Origin of the sequence: Photobacterium carnosum, from assembly GCF_002849605.1 — a bacterium.
In the GTDB taxonomy this organism is placed as follows: domain Bacteria; phylum Pseudomonadota; class Gammaproteobacteria; order Enterobacterales; family Vibrionaceae; genus Photobacterium; species Photobacterium carnosum.
The window spans coordinates 78,687-97,653 of the sequence record NZ_NPIB01000008.1 but is presented as its reverse complement, the minus strand read 5'-3'; the positions used below and the strand labels follow the sequence as shown (position 1 = coordinate 97,653).

The window sequence follows — 18,967 nt, the reverse complement described above, 5'->3', positions numbered from 1 at the left end:
TTACGCCAATACCATACCCGGTTGAGCAAAAGTGACAGGCACTTCACGCTCGTCTTCAAAGGTTGACCACTCATAGGCTTCTTGATCAGCCAATACTGCACGCAGTAGTTGGTTGTTAAGCGCATGACCTGATTTATAAGCGCGCATTTCACCAATGATATTGTGACCACACATGTAAAGGTCACCAATGGCATCCAATACTTTGTGAGTGACAAGTTCATTGTCAAAACGCAAACCATCCTCGTTCAGGATACGGTAGTCATCCAGTACAATTGCGTTATCAAAGCTACCACCAAGACACAAGTTTTGTGACTGGAGATATTCGATATCGCGCATGAAACCGAAAGTACGTGCACGGCTAATCTTTTTAACAAAAGACTGGCTTGAAAAATCTAACACTAGACGCTGCTGATCTGAATCAATCGCAGGGTGATTAAAGTCGATAGCAAAATCGAGACGGAAACCGTTATAAGGTACGAGTTCCGCCCACTTGTCGCCATCCTCAATGCGAACAGGCTTTTTAATACGTAAAAAACGCTTTGGCGAATTTAATGTATCAATACCAGCTGATTGAAGCAGGTAAATAAATGGGCTTGCGCTACCATCCATAATAGGAATTTCAGGCGCATTAACTTCGATAATCACGTTATCGATACCCATACCGGCTAGTGCAGCATTCAAGTGCTCAACTGTTGAAATGCGCACGCCTTGTTCATTAACAAGAGCGGTACATAACATGGTATCGCGTACTGAATCTGCATTTGCAGGGAAATCCACAGGTGGATTAAGGTCAGTACGGCGATAAATCACGCCAGTATTTGCGGCTGCAGGACGCAGGATAAGCGTCACTTTACGTCCAGAGTGGAGGCCCACACCAGTCGTCTGCACAATGCTTTTAAGTGTACGTTGTCTGATCATCTGCTTATATCTCAACGGTTAAACAAACTTTTGCTTGCAAACTAATTAGGTGAATAGAAACTATTCTCAACACCAGTATGGCGAATTGAACACTTATCATACCATAACCTAAAAAATATCCAAAATAATTCACTGCAGATGTAAAAAAGCATCTTTTGTGGTGAAACAAAAGATGCAGCTCTTACCCAGCTAAATTAGCTACCACAATCAATATGTTGGCTATTTTAGTCTGCTTGCTTACGCAAGAATGCAGGGATATCTAAGTAGTCATGATCCGCACCCTGAGCTTTAGCTTGTTGACTTTCAACAGGCTTATCTTCAGCGATTGCAGCAGGTTTTTCCTGTGCAACAACAGGTGCAGGCTTTGATGACGTTACTAATGTGATATCAGGCTTACACTCTTTGCCAATGCCTGTTGCCACTACGGTTACACGTAGCTCGTCAGTCATATCAGGGTCAAGTGAAGTACCAATAACCACGGTAGCGTTATCAGAAGCGAACGCTTTAACTGTGTTACCCACAGTTTCGAATTCGTCTAGACGCATATCCATACCAGCAGTAATGTTAACTAAAACACCACGAGCGCCAGCTAGGTCGATATCTTCTAGTAATGGGCTAGAAATTGCCATTTCAGCAGCTTCTTCAGCACGATCATCACCAGCAGCAACACCGCTACCCATCATTGCATGACCCATTTCAGACATTACGGTACGTACGTCCGCAAAGTCGACGTTGATCATGCCAGGGCGAGTGATTAGCTCAGCAATACCTTGAACAGCATTTTTAAGTACGTCGTTTGCTTTCGCAAAGGCATCAAGTAATGTGATACCACGACCAAGTACTTTAAGTAACTTTTCGTTAGGAATAGTAATTAATGAATCTACATGCTTAGAAAGCTCATCAATACCTTGCTCTGCAAATGCCATACGCTTCTTACCTTCGAAGCTAAATGGTTTAGTCACAACAGCAACAGTAAGAATACCAAGCTCTTTAGCCACTTCAGCAATGATTGGTGCAGCACCAGTACCGGTACCACCACCCATGCCCGCTGCAATGAAGATCATATCAGAGCCTTCAAGCTCTTTTTTGATCGCTTCACGATCTTCTAACGCTGAATCACGGCCCACTTGTGGGTTAGCACCCGCACCCAAACCTTTAGTGATATCACCACCGATCTGAATAACAGTACTTACGCTTGTTTTACGAAGAGCTTGTGCATCAGTGTTAACACTAATGAACTGCACGCCTTCAATAGACTCACGTACCATGTGATCGACTGCATTACCGCCGCCGCCGCCAACGCCAATGACCTTAATTACAGCTTCATCAGACATTTCCATCATCGGTTCAAACATTTGTTCTCTCCGTTATCCTGTTCGCATCAGGTTTAAAAATTCTTTTCGAACCAACCACTAATTCGTGAAAATAACCCAGTTACCGAGCGTTTCGGTTCTTGTGCATTTTCATCAAATGATTGACTATCCTTTCCGTAGTGCAGTAATCCTACTGCAGTAGCATAGGGTGGCGACTGAACATAATCAGTCAATCCACTCAGCTCAAGAGGCTGACCAATACGTACTTGATTGCGGAAAACCCGCTCAGCACATTCAGTTAAACCTTCCATTTGTGCAGCGCCCCCGGTAAGGACGATGCCCGCTGCTAGGTGGTGTTTAACACCAGCCTCTCGCAATTGATCTTGTACGGTTAGTAATTTTTGATTTACTAACCCTAGCAATTCACTATATCGAGGCTCTATTACTTCTGCGAGTGTTTGACTTTGCAAGCTTCTAGATGGACGACCACCAACACTCGGTACATCAACCTTAGCATCTTTGCTCACCAATTCACTCAGTGCACAACCGTATTTCACTTTAATATCTTCAGCGTCACCCGGTGGTGTACCAAACGCATAAGCAATATCACTGGTTACTGCATTACCAGCATACGGAATCACTTCCGCATGGCGTAATGCGCCGCCAGTCCAAATAGCAAGATCCATTGTACCGCCGCCAATATCGACCACGCATACGCCGAGCTCACGCTCATCTGGGGTCAGTACAGCATGGCTTGTTGCTAATCCTGAGAAAATCAGATGATCAACAGTTAAACCACAACGCTCTACTGCTTTAACGATGTTGCGCGCCATGTCGTTATGACAAGTGATCAAATGAACACTTGCTTCCATACGAACACCTGATAAACCAACAGGGTTTTTAATACCTTCTTGGTAATCAATCGCAAATTCTTGTGGAATCACATGCAACGTACGTTGCTCATCGCTTATTTTTACTGATTTCGCCGTATGAATAACATTATCGACGTCATCTTGAGTCACTTCTTTATCAGAAATTGGCACCATGCCTTTTTCTGTTTGGCAACTAATATGTTTACCTGATAGCGACAAACACACGGAACCAATTTGGCAATCAGCCATAAGTTCAGCCTGATCAACAGCACGTTGAACTGACTTCACTACTGACTCAAGGTCATTAACCCCACCTTTATCCATTCCGCGTGACGGGCTGCTACCTACACCAATGACATTAACATTGCCATCGGGTAGGACCTCCCCAACCAAAGCGCAAACTTTGGAAGTGCCGATATCAAGACCAACGATGAGTTTTTTATCTGCAGCCTTAGTCATCAGTGCACGCTCTTATTTTTTATCCGGCGCATGATTATCATACTCCGGCTTTGTTTTCCAACCCACAGCTGCGCCAGTATCGTAACGCAAATCTACATAATCAATCGGCTTATCCTGTTTCAATAAATCAGGATAAATCTCGATAAAACGCTTTATACGTTGCATTCGAGCGTCATGCCCCAATTCAAGTCTAATCCCGTTTGTTAATACCACGCGCCAAGCACGGCGTTCATTAAACGATAATGACGCAATCCCGAAACCCGCTTTTTTCAACACTGGACGCATTTCTTTGAGTCCAGCTAAAACTTCTTCACTGCTGCCTTTAGGACCAATAAGATTGGTTAACCCTAATCCTGCAACTTGCAATACTGGCGCTTTAAAAACAACGCCTGAACGGTTAACTAAATAAGTACCATTCCATTCAGCGACAGGTTGATTTTCAACCAAAAAAACTTTAATGGTATCTGGCCATTGTTTACGTACAGCAGCTTGAGCAACCCAAGGTAAAGCCTCGACGGATGCTTGAATACTATTTACATCTTGGGTCATAAAGCTACCCAAATGATGAAGATGTAAAATTGACTGTCTAACATCATCTTTAGTGAGATAATGTAACTGCCCTTGAATGACTAAATTTGACAAGGGTAATCGGTTTGCATCTGTCATCCAGTCTTTGGTAGCACTAACAAGCCAAACCGTAAAACCAATGACAAAGAGAAAAAACGCTAATCCACCCCAACGCTTTAAACCACGAGGTGAAGATAATATATGCTCTTTATTTTCGACTTGTTCAGTCATCGCGTGTCTATTTACCTTACCATTTAAGCCAAACCATTCCATAAAGGTATTTTATGATGGCGCGCTCAGTCAGGTATAACGAGCAAAGTTAAACGATTATACCGAGCAACTCGACCCACTCCAACACTCATAGGGCGTTTTCCGAGCATAACCTGACAATAAATTTATCTATTTGTCGAGAAATCACAAAAAATAGCGATCACTGGCGATGGAATATTCATTTTACAACCAGTAATCGATATTAATGCGTTTACTCAAAGCGAAACATACCAATTAAGCATCTTGACGCATATCGGCTATATTTAGTCTTAACTCTGCCAGTTGGCGAGCTATTTTTCCGACATCACCCGCACCTTGGGTCAACACCAAATCATCATTTTGGATAATATTGGCTAAAATTGCGGGCAAATGCTCTGCTTGTGACACAAAGATAGGATCAATTTTAGCGCGTGAACGAATAGTGCGACATAACGAACGACTATCAGCACCCGCAATAGGCGTTTCTCCCGCAGCATAAACATCCAGCACCAATAACACATCGACTTGCTCTAACACATTGGCAAAATCATCGTATAAATCACGAGTACGACTATAACGGTGCGGTTGGAATATCATCACTAACCGTTTATCTGGCCAACCAGCACGTGCAGCTTGAATCGTCACATCAACTTCACTTGGATGATGACCATAATCATCTACCAGCATCACGTTACCATTGCCGGTTTCAAACTCACCAAGATGATCAAAACGACGACCAGTACCTTCAAATTCAACTAAGGCGCGCATGATAGCATCATCACTGACACCTTCTTCGGTAGCCACAGCAATAGCCGCCGTTGCATTTAACGCGTTGTGCTTACCGGGAATATTAAGGGTAATATTCAATGCCGGCTTATCATTACGCAATACTGTAAAGTGACCCTGTTGGCCAGTTTGAGTATAGTTAACTAAACGCACATCAGCATCTTCCGCAAACCCATAAGTCAACATTGGGCGCCCCACTCGTGGTAATAATTCACGCACAACGGGATCATCAATACACATTACCGCTAAGCCATAGAATGGCAGATTATGGATAAAATCAATGAAGGTTTGTTTTAGCACCTCAAAATCGCCGCCATAAGTATCCATATGATCAGCTTCAATGTTAGTGATCACACACACCATCGGTTGCAAATGTAAAAATGACGCATCACTTTCATCAGCTTCGGCAATTAAATAACGGCTACAACCTAAACGTGCATTAGTACCAGCACTTTTTACCAAACCACCATTCACAAATGTTGGATCTAGCCCTGCTTCAGAATAAATTTGGGTTGTTAATGCTGTTGTGGTCGTTTTACCATGTGTTCCTGCAATCGCAATACCATGACGGTAACGCATTAATTCTGCCAACATTTCAGCACGACGCACAACCGGAATACGTAATTCTGTTGCAGCTAATAATTCTGGATTTTGTTTGTTGATAGCGGTTGATGCCACAACTACACTGGCACCAATCACATTTTCAGCCGCATGGCCAAAAAAGATCTCGACGCCTTTAGCCGTTAAACGATTAGTCAAAGCATTCGGTGTAATATCAGAACCACTGATACGATAACCTTCATTAACTAATACTTCTGCGATGCCGCTCATTCCAGCACCACCAATACCAACAAAGTGAATACGTTCGACTCGGCGCATCTCGGGCACCATAGTTCGAATTTTTGCTAATTGCTGGTTATCCAGTTTACTCATCACTTTGTTCCTGTTTAATTCTTTGCTAGTGATTTGATCACATCAGCAACACGTTGGTCTGCATCAATGATAGCAGCATTACGCGCAGCACAAGCCATGTGCTCAAGCGCAATACGATTTAATAAATTAATTTGCTGGGCTAAACCATCAACCGTTAATTGTGGTTGTTCAATCATTTTAGCCGCACCACATGCCACTAAATGCTCAGCATTTAATGCTTGCTGACGATCTTTATGCATGAAAGGAATAAAAATAGCACCAACACCCGCGGCCGATAATTCAGAAACAGTCAGTGCCCCTGAACGACAAACAACTAAATCGGCCCAAGCATAAGCGGCAGCTACATCATCAATAAACTCAGTCACTTTATGTTGTGTTTGGCTATCTTTTGCATAAGCTTGCTCAGTCGATTGCTGATTACCTTTACCCGCTTGATGCCAAATAGTGACATTTTCACCTAGGATCCCCGCCACTTCTGGCATGGTCTGGTTTAAAATTCTCGCCCCTTGACTGCCGCCCATCACCAGCACTCGAATTGGGCCGGTGCGTTCAGCAAAACGCTGTTGCGGTGCAGGTAATAATGTCACATCCTCACGAACCGGATTACCAACGACTTGCTTATCTTTAAATGCACCAGGGAATGCTTGTAGCACTTTACTGGCAATTTTAGCGAGCCATTGATTGGTTAGCCCAGCGACAGCATTTTGTTCATGCAATACCACTGGAATACCCAAAGACCATGCCGCAACACCACCAGGGCCACTGACATAACCGCCCATGCCAAGCACCACATCCGGTTGCCATGCTTTGATATATTTACGGGCTTGAATAATGGCACCAACAATTTTAAACGGTGCACCAAGTAAAGACACAATACCGCTACCACGCAGGCCTTTAACTTTAATGAAATCAATAGCAATACCATGCTTCGGTACTAACTCAGCTTCCATACGATCAGCCGTGCCTAGCCAGCGGATCTCCCACCCTTGTTGCTGTAATTTACGAGCAACTGCAAGTCCGGGGAAAACGTGACCGCCAGTACCACCAGCCATCACTAATAAACGTTTATTCTTTGTCATTAGAATGCTTTTTATCTTGTTCTAGTTGTGAATGATTAGCCGTTACAAGCACTTGAGAATCTAAAGTTCCTTGTTCAACCGCTACGTCCATCGTATCTAATGCTTCATCATCAACATCAGCAGGATGCTCTGATAAAAATTTAGCCGCGACCCGTTGTTCAAAATCGATTCGAATCAAAATAGCCACAGCAGCAGCCATAATAAACAAACTCGAACCACCATAACTGATCAAGGGTAACGTTAAGCCTTTCGTCGGTACAATACCTGCGGCGGCGCCAACGTTAACCAAGGTTTGAAATGCAAACCAAATACCAAACCCAAACGCTAAATAGCCGCCAAACAATAGGCCACCTTCAAGACATTTACGTCCAATAATAATTGCTTTAAACACTAGGGCAAACAACAGTGTTAATACCACAATCACCCCCGCCAAGCCTAATTCTTCGGCTAAGACGGCAAACACAAAGTCAGTATGTGCTTCAGGAAGATAGGCTAATTTTTGAATGGAGTTACCCAACCCCTGACCAAACCATTCACCACGACCGAATGCCATTAGTGATTGGGTTAACTGATAACCACTACCATAAGGATCTTGCCATGGGTCTAAAAACGAAGTTACCCGTCGCATACGATAAGGTTCAAAGGCAATCAGCATTGCAATACCGACTAATGCCGTTGCTAGCATCACTAAGAATTGCCATAACCGTGCACCTGCAATAAATAGCATCCCGATAGTACCAACAAACATCACCACGAACGAACCTAAGTCAGGTTGTTGTAGCAATAGAAAGCCCATAATACCGAGTACAACTAATGGCTTAGCAAAACCAATAAAACTGCCACGCACTTGGTTATATTGACGGACTAAATACCCGGCAAGAAACACAAATAACGACAATTTAGCGACTTCTGCAGGTTGTAAGTTAAATACCCCAAGTGGGATCCACCGTGCAGCACCATTAACTGAATGGCCAATAGCTAATACTACAATCAATAACAAGATTGAGATTAACAACATTGGCACACTGTACTTTTCCCATTGAGCTAATGGGATCCGCATAACAAATGCCGCGATCACTAACGAACAGACTAAAAAGAATCCATGTCGTAGTGCGAAGAAGAAAGGAACACCAGTAAGACGAGTTGCGACAGGTATGGATGCTGAAGTAACCATGACTAAACCGATCATCATCAGAGCTATTGCTATCCACACCAATTGGCGGTCATACAGAATCGGTTTGGCGGGTTTTAAAAACCAACCAGAGACTACCGATAATCCGTTACGGGCCATTTTAAACATTACATTTTTCCTGAGACTGAATCTTGAAGCCGAAGGGCTTGTTCAACAAAAGCATCACCGCGTGCCATAAAGTTGGCAAATTGATCCCAACTGGCACATGCTGGTGATAATAAAACCATATCGCCAGCTTTTACGGTAACTGCTGCGCGATCCATTGCTTCACTCATGGTATCGACATTTATCGCGTTTTCGACTAATTCGCTAAATAAATGACCATCACGACCAAAACAATAAAGTTGTACATTTAAGTCAGCTAGAACTGGTTTAAGTTCACTAAAATCAGCGCCTTTACCATCACCACCCATTAATAAATGCAGTTTTCCTGCTAATTGTAAGCCCGTTAATGCAGCTACTGTACTAGCAAGGTTTGTCGCCTTAGAATCATTGACCCATTTAACACCGTGACGATTCACTGCCAATTGACAACGATGGGCTAATCCAGTGTAACGACGCATGGTTTGACAAGCCGCTATACGATCAATACCGACAGCATCGGCTAACGCTAATGCAGCTAAACAGTTAGCGACATTATGGCGACCAACTAACGCAATTTCACTGACAGCCATTAATGGCTCACCCGCAATGGCTAACCATTCTGCGCCATCAACCATCACCAAACCATAATCAGTATTATCAAAACCAAAACTGGTCATGTTACCGTTAAAATCAGGCTTAGTTGCGAGATCGTCACGGTTATACACCGCTAATTTAGCATGATCAAAAATACGCATTTTAGCGTTACTATAATCAGCCAAACCACCAGGATAACGATCCATATGATCTTCAGACAGATTTAAATACACCGCAGCTTCAAGCACTAACGATGACGTAGTTTCTAACTGAAAACTAGACAGCTCAAGGACATAAAGATCATGATCTTGCCCTAGCATATCAAGTGCTGCAAAACCAATATTGCCACCAACACCAACATCAATGCCGGCTTCTTTTGCCATTTCACCGACTAAACTGGTGACGGTACTTTTGCCATTAGAACCAGTGATAGCCACTACGGGCTTATTCACTGCACGAGCAAATAGTTCAATATCACCGATAAGCTCAATGCCTGATTGTGCCGCTAACAATAACTCTGGAGTTGCTAATGCAATCCCAGGGCTAACAACAATTAAATCTGCGTCAAGTAGCCATTGCAGATTCCATTGACCAGCACACAGATCAACACCTGTAGGCAATTGTTCTTGGCCTGGTGGATTATCACGGGTATCAATTACTTTAATATCCAGCAATTGTGGTAATCGTACTAAATGATTCACCACCGATAGACCTGTCATTCCAAGTCCAATCACAACAACCTTGTTAATACCTACCAAGCCATTCATGTTAACGCACCTTCAATGTAGCTAATGCAATCAATACCAGCATCAGCGTAATAATCCAGAAACGGACAATAACGCGTGGTTCTGGCCAACCTTTTAATTCGTAGTGATGGTGAATCGGTGCCATGCGGAAAATACGTTGTCCACGCAGTTTAAACGAGCCAACTTGCAAAATAACCGATACCGTTTCCATCACGAACACACCGCCCATGATCACCAATAAAAATTCTTGGCGAACTAACACGGCAATCGTACCTAATGCGCCACCTAATGCTAATGAGCCTACATCGCCCATAAATACTTGCGCTGGATAGGTGTTAAACCATAAGAAACCCAAACCTGCACCAACAATAGCAGTACAAACAATAACTAACTCACCCGCATTACTTAAATAAGGGATATGTAAGTATTCAGCATAGTTGTAGTTACCCGTTGCCCATGCAATAAAGGCAAAACCACCAGCAACCATCACTGTTGGCATAATGGCAAGACCATCTAAACCATCGGTTAAATTAACCGCATTACTGGTACCGACAATCACAAAATAAGTCAGTACAATATAAGACAGACCTAACTGTGGCATCACATCTTTAAAAAATGGCAAGACTAATTGTGTCGCAGCGGTATCTTTTCCGTAGGCATAAAGCACAAAAGCCACCACAAGTGCGATAGCTGATTGCCAAAAATATTTCCAACGTGCAATTAAGCCATCGGTATTTTTTCGTACCACTTTACGGTAGTCATCAACAAAGCCAATCACACCATAGCCAAGCATAACGATAAGCACAGCCCATACATAAGGGTTGCTAAGATCACACCATAACAATACGGTTAACGTAATTGCAGCTAAAATCATCAGTCCGCCCATGGTTGGCGTACCACGCTTACTGAAATGTGACTCAGGACCATCGTTACGTACTATTTGCCCAATTTGCAGCATTTGCAATTTAGCAATCATGCGCGGGCCTAACCACAACGAAAATATTAACGCGGTTAAAATACTCATAATGGCGCGGAACGTCAGGTATTCAAACAGACGGAAAAAGGGGATTGAGGACTGAAAGTGGTCAGCTAACCAGTAAATCATTATTTATCTTCCTGCAATGCAATAATAACATCTTCCATCTGTGAGCTACGCGCGCCTTTAGCAAGCACAGTCACCTGAGGAGAATTAGGTTGGTTAAGTTGTTGATGTAATTTTTGTTTAAGTTCATCGATCAATGCAGTTTTATCGCTAAAATGTTGACCGTTATTTAATGCACTGACCACAGCACTGGCACGACCAAATGTCATCACACCATCAAACTGTTTATCACGCGCATATTCACCGACCTCACGATGTAAGCTCTCACTTTCTTCGCCCAGCTCAGCCATGTCGCCTAAAATAAAGTAACGTTTACCTCTGAAATTATGTAGCACATCAATTGCAGCTTTTACAGAAGCAACACTGGCATTATAAGTATCATCAATTAACCGTAACCCAGAAGGAAGCTGAGTGATCGCTAATCGACCTTTAACATTAACAACGCACTCTAACCCTTGTTTTACATCAGCAAGAGTGGCACCCAATGCCATAGTCAATGCGGCGGCGGCCAGTGCATTACTAACATTGTGAGTGCCCGCTAACGTTAAGCTAATATCAATAGCACCCATTGGGGTTTGCATTGTAAAACAAGCTAGCCCTTGAGAGTTAATATTTATATCAGTAGCGAAATAATCTGCATTATTAGTCGTTATCGAGAAGCAACTAACACGGTGCTGTGCCAGTAATGGTTGCCACATTGTTAACTGGTTAGAATCAAGATTAATGACCGCTTGCCCCTGTGCGGCTAATCCTTCAAAAATTTCACCTTTGGCTTTTGCAACACCGGCTAATGAACCGAAACCTTCAAGGTGAGCGGCCGCAAGATTATTAATTAATGCCACATCAGGTTTGACTAATGCTGTTGTATAAGCAATTTCACCTAAATGGTTAGCGCCTAATTCAATCACTGCGTAATTATAGGCAGGAGTTAAACGTAACAATGTCAGTGGGACGCCAATATCGTTATTAAAATTACCCGCAGTCGCTAATACTTGACCTTTAGTCGCTAAAATTGCCGCTGCCATTTCTTTTACAGTGGTTTTGCCACAACTACCCGTTAATGCTAATGTTTTTAACCCATGCTCAGCGGTCATTTTTGCTTTTAACCATTGACCTAACTGACCTAATGCTTGATGGGTATCAGCAACAACTAACTGTGGAATATCTAACGCTAAGGGTTTACTTACCAATAATGCTTTTGCACCATTTTCAACCGCCGTTTGACAAAAGTCATGGCCATCAAAACGCTCACCAATTAAGGCAATAAAGAGAGTGTCATTGTCGATTACACGCGTATCAGTTGATGTCGCTGCAATTTCAGTATCCGCGCCAATGAGTTCAGCATTTAAAACTGACTGTAAATGACTTAGTTGAACTTTTATCATGCCTGTTCTCTAAATAATGCGGCCACAGTTTCGCGGTCTGAATAGTGGATCGTACGATCTGCTAGAATTTGGTAGTCTTCATGGCCTTTACCTGCAACTAAAATAATGTCATTAGGTTTAGCCTGTGTAATAGCATAAGCACACGCTTGAGCGCGGTCATGGATCACAGTTGCAGCAGTCATTGCAGTTAACCCTGCTTGCATATCAAGCATGATTTGTTGAGGATCTTCACTACGCGGGTTGTCATCGACTAAAATAATATGATCAGCATATTGCTCTGCAATCGCAGCCATCATAGGGCGTTTGCCCGTATCACGATCACCACCACAGCCAAATAAACACCACAACTGACCGTCACAATGGACGCGTAATGCTTGCAGTGCTTTTTCTAGTGCATCTGGAGTATGAGCATAATCAACCACCATCATCGCTTTGTCGCCAATCGAGGATTGAAATACTTCCATACGCCCAATAACTGCTTGTAAACGCGGGGCGACTGCTAATAACTCTGGTAATGAATGACCGCTGACTAATAAGGTCGCCAATGCCAATAATAAATTAGTTGCATTAAATGAACCTACAAGTGGCGCGGTAAAGGTACCTTTACCCCAGCTAGACTCAAAACTAATGGTGACACCTTGGGTACTAAAATCGACCGCCGTTGCCCATAGTTTTGATCCAGAGTGAGCTATAACAGCGTCAGCATTCATTGCAACCGCAACCGCTTGAGGTAAATCAGCTAGCCATTGTTGACCAACCATATCATCAGCATTAATGACCGCAATACCGCTGTGATGCTCGGTAAATAAACTTTTTTTAGCCGCGGCGTAATGCGCCATATCACCATGATAATCAAGGTGATCACGACTAAGATTAGTAAAGATACTTGCTACAAAATGTAACGCACTAACTCGACCTTGTACTAAGCCATGGGATGACACTTCCATTGCCGCAAAATTAGCACCTTGAGCAACTAATTCGGATAACGTTTGTTGGATTTCAATCGCACTACCAGTGGTATTTGCAGCTGGTCGTAAATCAGTTAACAAGCCATTACCCGTCGTGCCCATTACGCCAGCACGATAACCAACCAAATCAGCCCATTGTGCTAATAGTTGGCTAATAGTGGTTTTACCATTGGTGCCTGTTACCGCATACAATTTAAGCTGGCTATCAGGCTCTCCATAAAAGCGCCCAGCAATGGCAGATAATTTATGACCAAGATTGTGCAAATAAATAATGATAACCCCATTTTCAAATAGGATCTCACCGTCAGCCGCAACACCATCGGCTTCTGCAATAATTGCGCTTGCACCAGCAGCAATCGCATTATCAATAAAACGACGCCCATCAACAGTATGACCGTTAACGGCCGCAAATAAGCAGCCAACCGTGACTTGACGGCTATCTAATGTCATTGAGGTTAACATCAACTGTAAATATACAGTTGGCACTTTTGCAACTGTTAACCAAGGTGCTAATAAAGCGCCTAATTGTACTTCCGGTTTAACCAATGCCATGATCACACTCATTTATCTATTTTTAGCGTATCAGCATCTGGCGGTACGTTCAGGATCTGTAATGCACCACCAAGTACTTTTGATAAAATTGGTGCTGCAACGGCACCACCATAGAATTTATCGCCTTTAGGTTCATTGACCATTACCACAATCGCTAATCGTGGATGACTAATTGGTGCCACACCAACGGTATAAGAGAAGTAATCATTACCATAGCCACCTGCAATCGCTTTTTTCGCAGTACCCGTTTTAACACCAATACGGTAACCTGGAATAGCACCACGCCAACCACCACCACCACCCGCTTTATCGGTCACTGATTCAATCATCAATAAAATCTTCTTAGCAATTTTAGGATCAAGCACTTGCTCTCCCGGCACCACTTTTTCTGTTTTTAAAATTGATAATGGACGTTTAATACCATAAGCACCTAAGGTGGTATAGGCATGTAGCAATTGAATTGGCGTTAATGAAATACCATAACCATAGGCTAAAGTAGCGCGACCAATGTCTGACCAACGATAACGATTAGGGAAGTGACCCGTTGTTTCACCAATCAGGTTGATCCCTGATGGTTCATCAAAACCAACTTTACGGTAAGTATCTAAAATATCTTCCACTGGCATCGCCAACGATAATTTACTCACGCCGATGTTACTCGATTTCTGTAAAATTCGTTGTACGGTTGCTAGAGGCTCAATCCGTGATACGTCAGTGATGACCTTACTACCAACGCGGAAATGCTTACTCTGTGGAATATTAATCAGCGTATGTTCGTTAACAACCCCTGTCTTAAGCGCGGTATAAACGACAAAAGGTTTCACCGTTGAGCCGGGTTCAAAGGTATCGGTAATGACTCGATTACGCATTTTATATGGCTGACGATCATTACGATCATTGGGATTAAATGACGGAGCATTAACCATCGCTAAAATTTCACCAGTACGCACATCTGAAACAGCAATACTGACCGAGGTTGCAGGAATATCCATTACCCCTTCTTTAGCTGCACGATAAGCAATCGCTTGAATGCGCTGATCAATACTAAGCTCTAATGGCTTACCTGGTTGCCGACTTTTCTGGGAGATATTTTCGACAACACGACCATAGCGATCTTTACGTACAGTACGACGACCTGGTTCACCCGTTAACCAACCATCATAGGTTTTTTCGATACCATCAAGTCCGTGACCATCAATACCTGTAAAGCCAATTAATTGTGCACTCACTTCACCAGAAGGATAAAAACGACGTGATTCCGCTTTTAGGCCAATACCGGGTAATTTAAGTTTTTTAACGTAATTTGCCATTGGAGGACTAACTTGGCGGGCAAGGTAAATAAAACGACGAGTCTTATTTTTTTCTAGGCGGTGTAATAATTTTGCGCGGTCAAGGTCGAGTACATCGGCAAGCGCATTCCAACGGTTGGTTTCACTTAAACCACCGTGTTTGAAAATTTCGACCGGATTGGCAAATACAGCTTGTACGGGCACACTAACGGCAAGTTGCTCACCGTTACGATCGGAAATAATACCGCGAGCAGAAGGCATCAACTGTACGCGTAGCGAACGAGCATCTCCCTCTTGAATAAGACGGCCCGGTTCAAGTACCTGAATATAGGCTGCACGAGCAATTAAGCCAAAGAAACCTAACAGAATAAAACCACAGACGATGATAAAACGCCATTTTAAAAATGGTGTGCTCTTAGGACTAACCTGAGTCTTTTTATTTGAACGATTAAATAATTTCATCTTTTAATGTATAACAATTTCATTATCGACAGATGGACGTTGCATTTTGAGTTCAGTTTCAGCTAATCGTTCAATGCGACTGTGTTCTGCAAGTGAATTTTCTTCAAGAATTTGATTTCGCCACTCAACATCATAATTCTCACGTTGCATCAGTAATTTTTCTTGCTGAGCAATTAATTGACGAGACTCATGAGTAACATAAACAACAGATAAGGCAGAAAGAAGGATAGCGAAAGCTAAAATCAGCGGCACCAACCCGACCGTGACGAGGTCTCGTCCGATCAGGCTAGCCAGATTCATTGAAGATTCTGTTGGTTTCATAGATGCTCGGCCAAACGTAGCACTGAACTACGAGCGCGAGTGTTATAACCTAATTCATTTTGTGACGGTTTAATCGCTTTACCGATAGGTTTCATCTCAGCACTACCCAGCGCTTTAATTTGATCTTCGGTCAATGGAAAACCCGCTGGAACTTCAGGCCCTTTACTCTGCTTACGAATAAAGCGTTTTACCATGCGATCTTCCAATGAATGGAAACTGATCACAGATAATCGACCACCAGCAGCAAGGGTATTCATTGCGCCATGCAGAGCTGTATCAATCTCTTCTAATTCACTGTTAATGTAAATACGAATCGCTTGGAAACTACGGGTCGCGGGATGCTTATGCTTATCTCTAAACGGTGACACTTCAGCGATAAGGCTGGCTAATTCACGAGTACGCGTTAACGGTTCTTTATCAGGATTTTCACGATGATCAACAATACCGCGAGCAATGCGCTTAGCGAAACGTTCTTCACCAAACTCTTTTAGTACCCATGCAATATCATCAACTTCTGCTTCTGCTAACCATTCAGCAGCAGACATTCCTGATGTTGGATCCATTCGCATATCAAGTGGGCCGTCACGCATGAAGCTAAAGCCACGTTCAGCATCATCAAGTTGTGGTGACGAAACACCAAGATCAAGTAATACACCATCAACACGACCAATCAGATCGCGTTCTTGCATGTATTTTTCCATGCCAGAAAAAGGCCCATGGATAATTTCAAAACGTGGATCATCAATTTTTTGCGCTTCAGCAATCGCTTGAGGATCACGATCGATACCGTAAAGGCGACCATTGTCACCTAATTTTGAAAGAATTAGACGGCTATGACCGCCGCGACCGAAAGTACCATCGATATAGATACCGTCGGGTTTAATTGCTAATCCGTCTACTGATTCATTAAGTAAAACGGAAACGTGCTCAAATTGCTCAGACATAAATATAATTTCAGCTAAAGTGAAAGCTCACTAAGGCGCGGGGAACATTCCGGCGCATCCTCAGCCTGAAGGTCGATATCATGTTCAATTTGCTGTTGCCATAAAGGCGTGGACCAAATTTCAAATTTATTTAGCTGGCCAACGACCATTATTTTATTCGCTAACTGAGCATATTGTCTTAACGTCGGTGGAATTAATATCCGTCCCTGCGCATCCAGTTCACATTCGCTAGCGTGGCCAAGCAACAATCGTTGTAAGCGGCGCTCTGCGAGGTGAAGGCTAGATAGACGTACTAATTTAGCTTCAATTCGTTCCCATTCATCGATGGGATATAGCAACAAGCAACAAAACTGGTGATCGATAGTACAAACAAAGTGTCCCTGACATTGTTCAATTAATGCAGTACGGTAACGCTTAGGCATTGCCCAGCGACCTTTGTCATCAATAACAACGTTAGTGGCACCTCTTAACATTTGGGGGATCTCGGTTAAATTACACGATAAAAGAGTACGTTAATCACTCATTTTAGCAGCATAACAACAAAGATAATGAGACGACACCACTTTTCCCCACAAATTCCCACCACAAAGTGTACGTATGAGACAAAAACGATGTCAAGCAATTGGCAGTAATTCAGACACATTTCTAACAATGGCCGAATAAACATAATTGCGAAATGTAATTTTGGCGGAAAATAAAACGAAAAAAAGGTGGTGCTTGTAATCAAACACCACCTTCTCTAAATGTAGGGAGTCGGTCGATAAGCCGGGTTTTGTTCCGCTTTCGCGGCGGCAATCATTCGTCTAGGTCTGCAATCGCTCACAGACTCAAGCAACCTACCCGTCCCCAACGCGGGCCGCGCCATTAGGGACCTATTTGGTCTTGCTCCGGGTGGAGTTTACCCTGCCACAAACTATTGCTAGCCGTGCGGTGCGCTCTTACCGCACCCTTTCACCCTTACCTGTGCACCATTGCAAGCAATGGGCCATCGGCGGTTTGCTCTCTGCTGCACTTGTCGTGGGCTCGCGCCCCCCAGACGTTATCTGGCACCCTGCCCTATGGAGCCCGGACTTTCCTCCCCTCCATTGATTTCCCGAAAGTTATCAACGAAGCGGCGATTACCTAACCAACTCCGCGGTGAATTGTATAAGACAACGCTCACAGTTACCAGTGAAAAAATCACCAAAATTGCAGCTTGAACAAAAAACCAACGGCTCAATTTTAATTTGTTGATTAAATCCACGCTCTTTGGCATTGCGAGCAAATATAAACAATCACCTATAATCCTTATTCTAGATTTTCAAGGCCCCACTTATACAATGCATTTTTCTTTACACCATGAATCTCAGCTGTTAATGCTGCCGCTTTTTTAAGGGGAAGCTCTTTTACAAGTAATGCTAATGTGCGTAGAACCTCAACCGATAGTTCATCTTTCTGCGCACGATGCCCTGCAACTAAGATTACCATCTCGCCACGAACACGATTACTGTCTTCTGCAATCCAATCAATCAACTCGCCAAGTGGTGCACTATGGATAGTTTCATAAGTTTTTGTTAACTCACGCGCTAATACTACTTGGCGATCAGGGCCAAGCACAGCTAACATATCACTTAGGGATTCATTAATACGATGTGGCGATTCATAAAAAATCAATGTTCGCGCATCGTCGGCTAATGCTTGAAAACAATCGCGGCGACCTTTACTTTTTGGAGGAAGAAAACCTTCAAAGCTAAAACGGTCAGACGGTAAACCAGAACCGCTCAAGGCTGTAATTACAGCACATGGGCCAGGTAATGGCACAACTTTAACACCCGCATGACGACAGCGATTAACAAGATGATACCCTGGATCACTGATCAGCGGCGTACCAGCATCTGACACAAGCGCAATACTGGTACCGGCTTGAAGTTTCTCAATCAAAAAGTCAGCTTTTTGCTGTTCATTATGATCGTGAAACGCAAAGGTGCGGGTCGAGATAGAGAAATGGGACAACAATCGCGATGTATGACGTGTATCTTCAGCAGCAATTAAATCTACGTTTGCTAATACATCTAATGCGCGCTGCGTTATATCAGCAAGATTACCGATAGGTGTTGGTACGATGTACAACGTTGCGACATCTACCATGCCTGAATTGCTCTCACTCATTTGT

At 43.2% G+C, this 18,967-nt stretch carries 16 protein-coding genes and 1 other RNA gene; all 17 read right to left on the bottom strand.

Annotation, left to right across the window (positions count from 1 at the left end):
• Complete coding sequence (lpxC, locus tag CIK00_RS08940; protein ID WP_101768543.1) at nt 1–918, bottom strand: UDP-3-O-acyl-N-acetylglucosamine deacetylase; 918 nt, start codon at nt 916–918, stop codon at nt 1–3.
• A 224-nt stretch (nt 919–1,142) separates the two neighbouring features.
• On the bottom strand, nt 1,143–2,273 hold the full coding sequence (ftsZ, locus tag CIK00_RS08935) for a cell division protein FtsZ (protein ID WP_101768542.1): 1,131 nt from the start codon (nt 2,271–2,273) through the stop codon (nt 1,143–1,145).
• Nucleotides 2,274–2,305: 32 nt separating this feature from the next.
• Nucleotides 2,306–3,562, bottom strand: a complete 1,257-nt coding sequence (ftsA, locus tag CIK00_RS08930; protein WP_101768541.1) for a cell division protein FtsA — start codon at nt 3,560–3,562, stop codon at nt 2,306–2,308.
• Between the two features lie 12 nt (nt 3,563–3,574).
• Entirely contained in the window at nt 3,575–4,360 is a 786-nt protein-coding gene (locus CIK00_RS08925; protein WP_101768581.1) for a cell division protein FtsQ/DivIB, read from the bottom strand.
• Between the two features lie 273 nt (nt 4,361–4,633).
• Nucleotides 4,634–6,097 (bottom strand): UDP-N-acetylmuramate--L-alanine ligase, encoded by a 1,464-nt coding sequence (murC, locus tag CIK00_RS08920; RefSeq protein WP_101768540.1) that lies wholly within the window; start codon nt 6,095–6,097, stop codon nt 4,634–4,636.
• 14 nt (nt 6,098–6,111) lie between these two features.
• Nucleotides 6,112–7,176 (bottom strand): undecaprenyldiphospho-muramoylpentapeptide beta-N-acetylglucosaminyltransferase, encoded by a 1,065-nt coding sequence (gene murG, locus CIK00_RS08915; protein ID WP_101768539.1) that lies wholly within the window; start codon nt 7,174–7,176, stop codon nt 6,112–6,114.
• On the bottom strand, nt 7,163–8,476 hold the full coding sequence (gene ftsW, locus CIK00_RS08910) for a cell division protein FtsW (RefSeq protein WP_101768538.1): 1,314 nt from the start codon (nt 8,474–8,476) through the stop codon (nt 7,163–7,165). The genes murG and ftsW overlap by 14 nt, the downstream gene beginning before the upstream one ends.
• Nucleotides 8,476–9,813 carry a UDP-N-acetylmuramoyl-L-alanine--D-glutamate ligase gene (gene murD, locus CIK00_RS08905; RefSeq protein ID WP_101768537.1) on the bottom strand — a complete coding sequence of 446 codons (1,338 nt, stop codon included), beginning with the start codon at nt 9,811–9,813 and terminating at the stop codon, nt 8,476–8,478. The genes ftsW and murD overlap by 1 nt, the downstream gene beginning before the upstream one ends.
• Nucleotide 9,814: 1 nt before the next feature.
• Nucleotides 9,815–10,897, bottom strand: a complete 1,083-nt coding sequence (gene mraY / locus CIK00_RS08900) for a phospho-N-acetylmuramoyl-pentapeptide-transferase (RefSeq protein ID WP_101768536.1) — start codon at nt 10,895–10,897, stop codon at nt 9,815–9,817.
• Complete coding sequence (murF, locus tag CIK00_RS08895; protein ID WP_101768535.1) at nt 10,897–12,279, bottom strand: UDP-N-acetylmuramoyl-tripeptide--D-alanyl-D-alanine ligase; 1,383 nt, start codon at nt 12,277–12,279, stop codon at nt 10,897–10,899. The genes mraY and murF overlap by 1 nt, the downstream gene beginning before the upstream one ends.
• Nucleotides 12,276–13,799: a UDP-N-acetylmuramoyl-L-alanyl-D-glutamate--2,6-diaminopimelate ligase gene (gene murE, locus CIK00_RS08890; RefSeq protein WP_101768534.1), complete on the bottom strand. Its 1,524-nt coding sequence runs from the start codon at nt 13,797–13,799 to the stop codon at nt 12,276–12,278. The genes murF and murE overlap by 4 nt, the downstream gene beginning before the upstream one ends.
• A gap of 8 nt (nt 13,800–13,807) precedes the next feature.
• Nucleotides 13,808–15,550, bottom strand: coding sequence for a penicillin-binding transpeptidase domain-containing protein (locus CIK00_RS08885; protein WP_101768533.1), 1,743 nt, complete (start codon nt 15,548–15,550; stop codon nt 13,808–13,810).
• A 3-nt stretch (nt 15,551–15,553) separates the two neighbouring features.
• Entirely contained in the window at nt 15,554–15,871 is a 318-nt protein-coding gene (ftsL, locus tag CIK00_RS08880) for a cell division protein FtsL (RefSeq protein ID WP_045028111.1), read from the bottom strand.
• The gene (rsmH, locus tag CIK00_RS08875) at nt 15,868–16,815 is read right to left on the bottom strand and encodes a 16S rRNA (cytosine(1402)-N(4))-methyltransferase RsmH (protein ID WP_101768532.1); all 948 of its coding nucleotides are present in this window, start codon (nt 16,813–16,815) and stop codon (nt 15,868–15,870) included. Before rsmH ends, ftsL begins: the two co-directional genes overlap by 4 nt.
• A gap of 14 nt (nt 16,816–16,829) precedes the next feature.
• Nucleotides 16,830–17,288, bottom strand: a complete 459-nt coding sequence (mraZ, locus tag CIK00_RS08870; protein WP_101768531.1) for a division/cell wall cluster transcriptional repressor MraZ — start codon at nt 17,286–17,288, stop codon at nt 16,830–16,832.
• Nucleotides 17,289–17,560: 272 nt separating this feature from the next.
• Nucleotides 17,561–17,949: RNase P RNA component class A (gene rnpB / locus CIK00_RS08865), an RNA gene on the bottom strand.
• A 153-nt stretch (nt 17,950–18,102) separates the two neighbouring features.
• Nucleotides 18,103–18,963, bottom strand: a complete 861-nt coding sequence (gene rsmI / locus CIK00_RS08860) for a 16S rRNA (cytidine(1402)-2'-O)-methyltransferase (RefSeq protein ID WP_101768530.1) — start codon at nt 18,961–18,963, stop codon at nt 18,103–18,105.
• Nucleotides 18,964–18,967 lie beyond the last annotated feature (4 nt).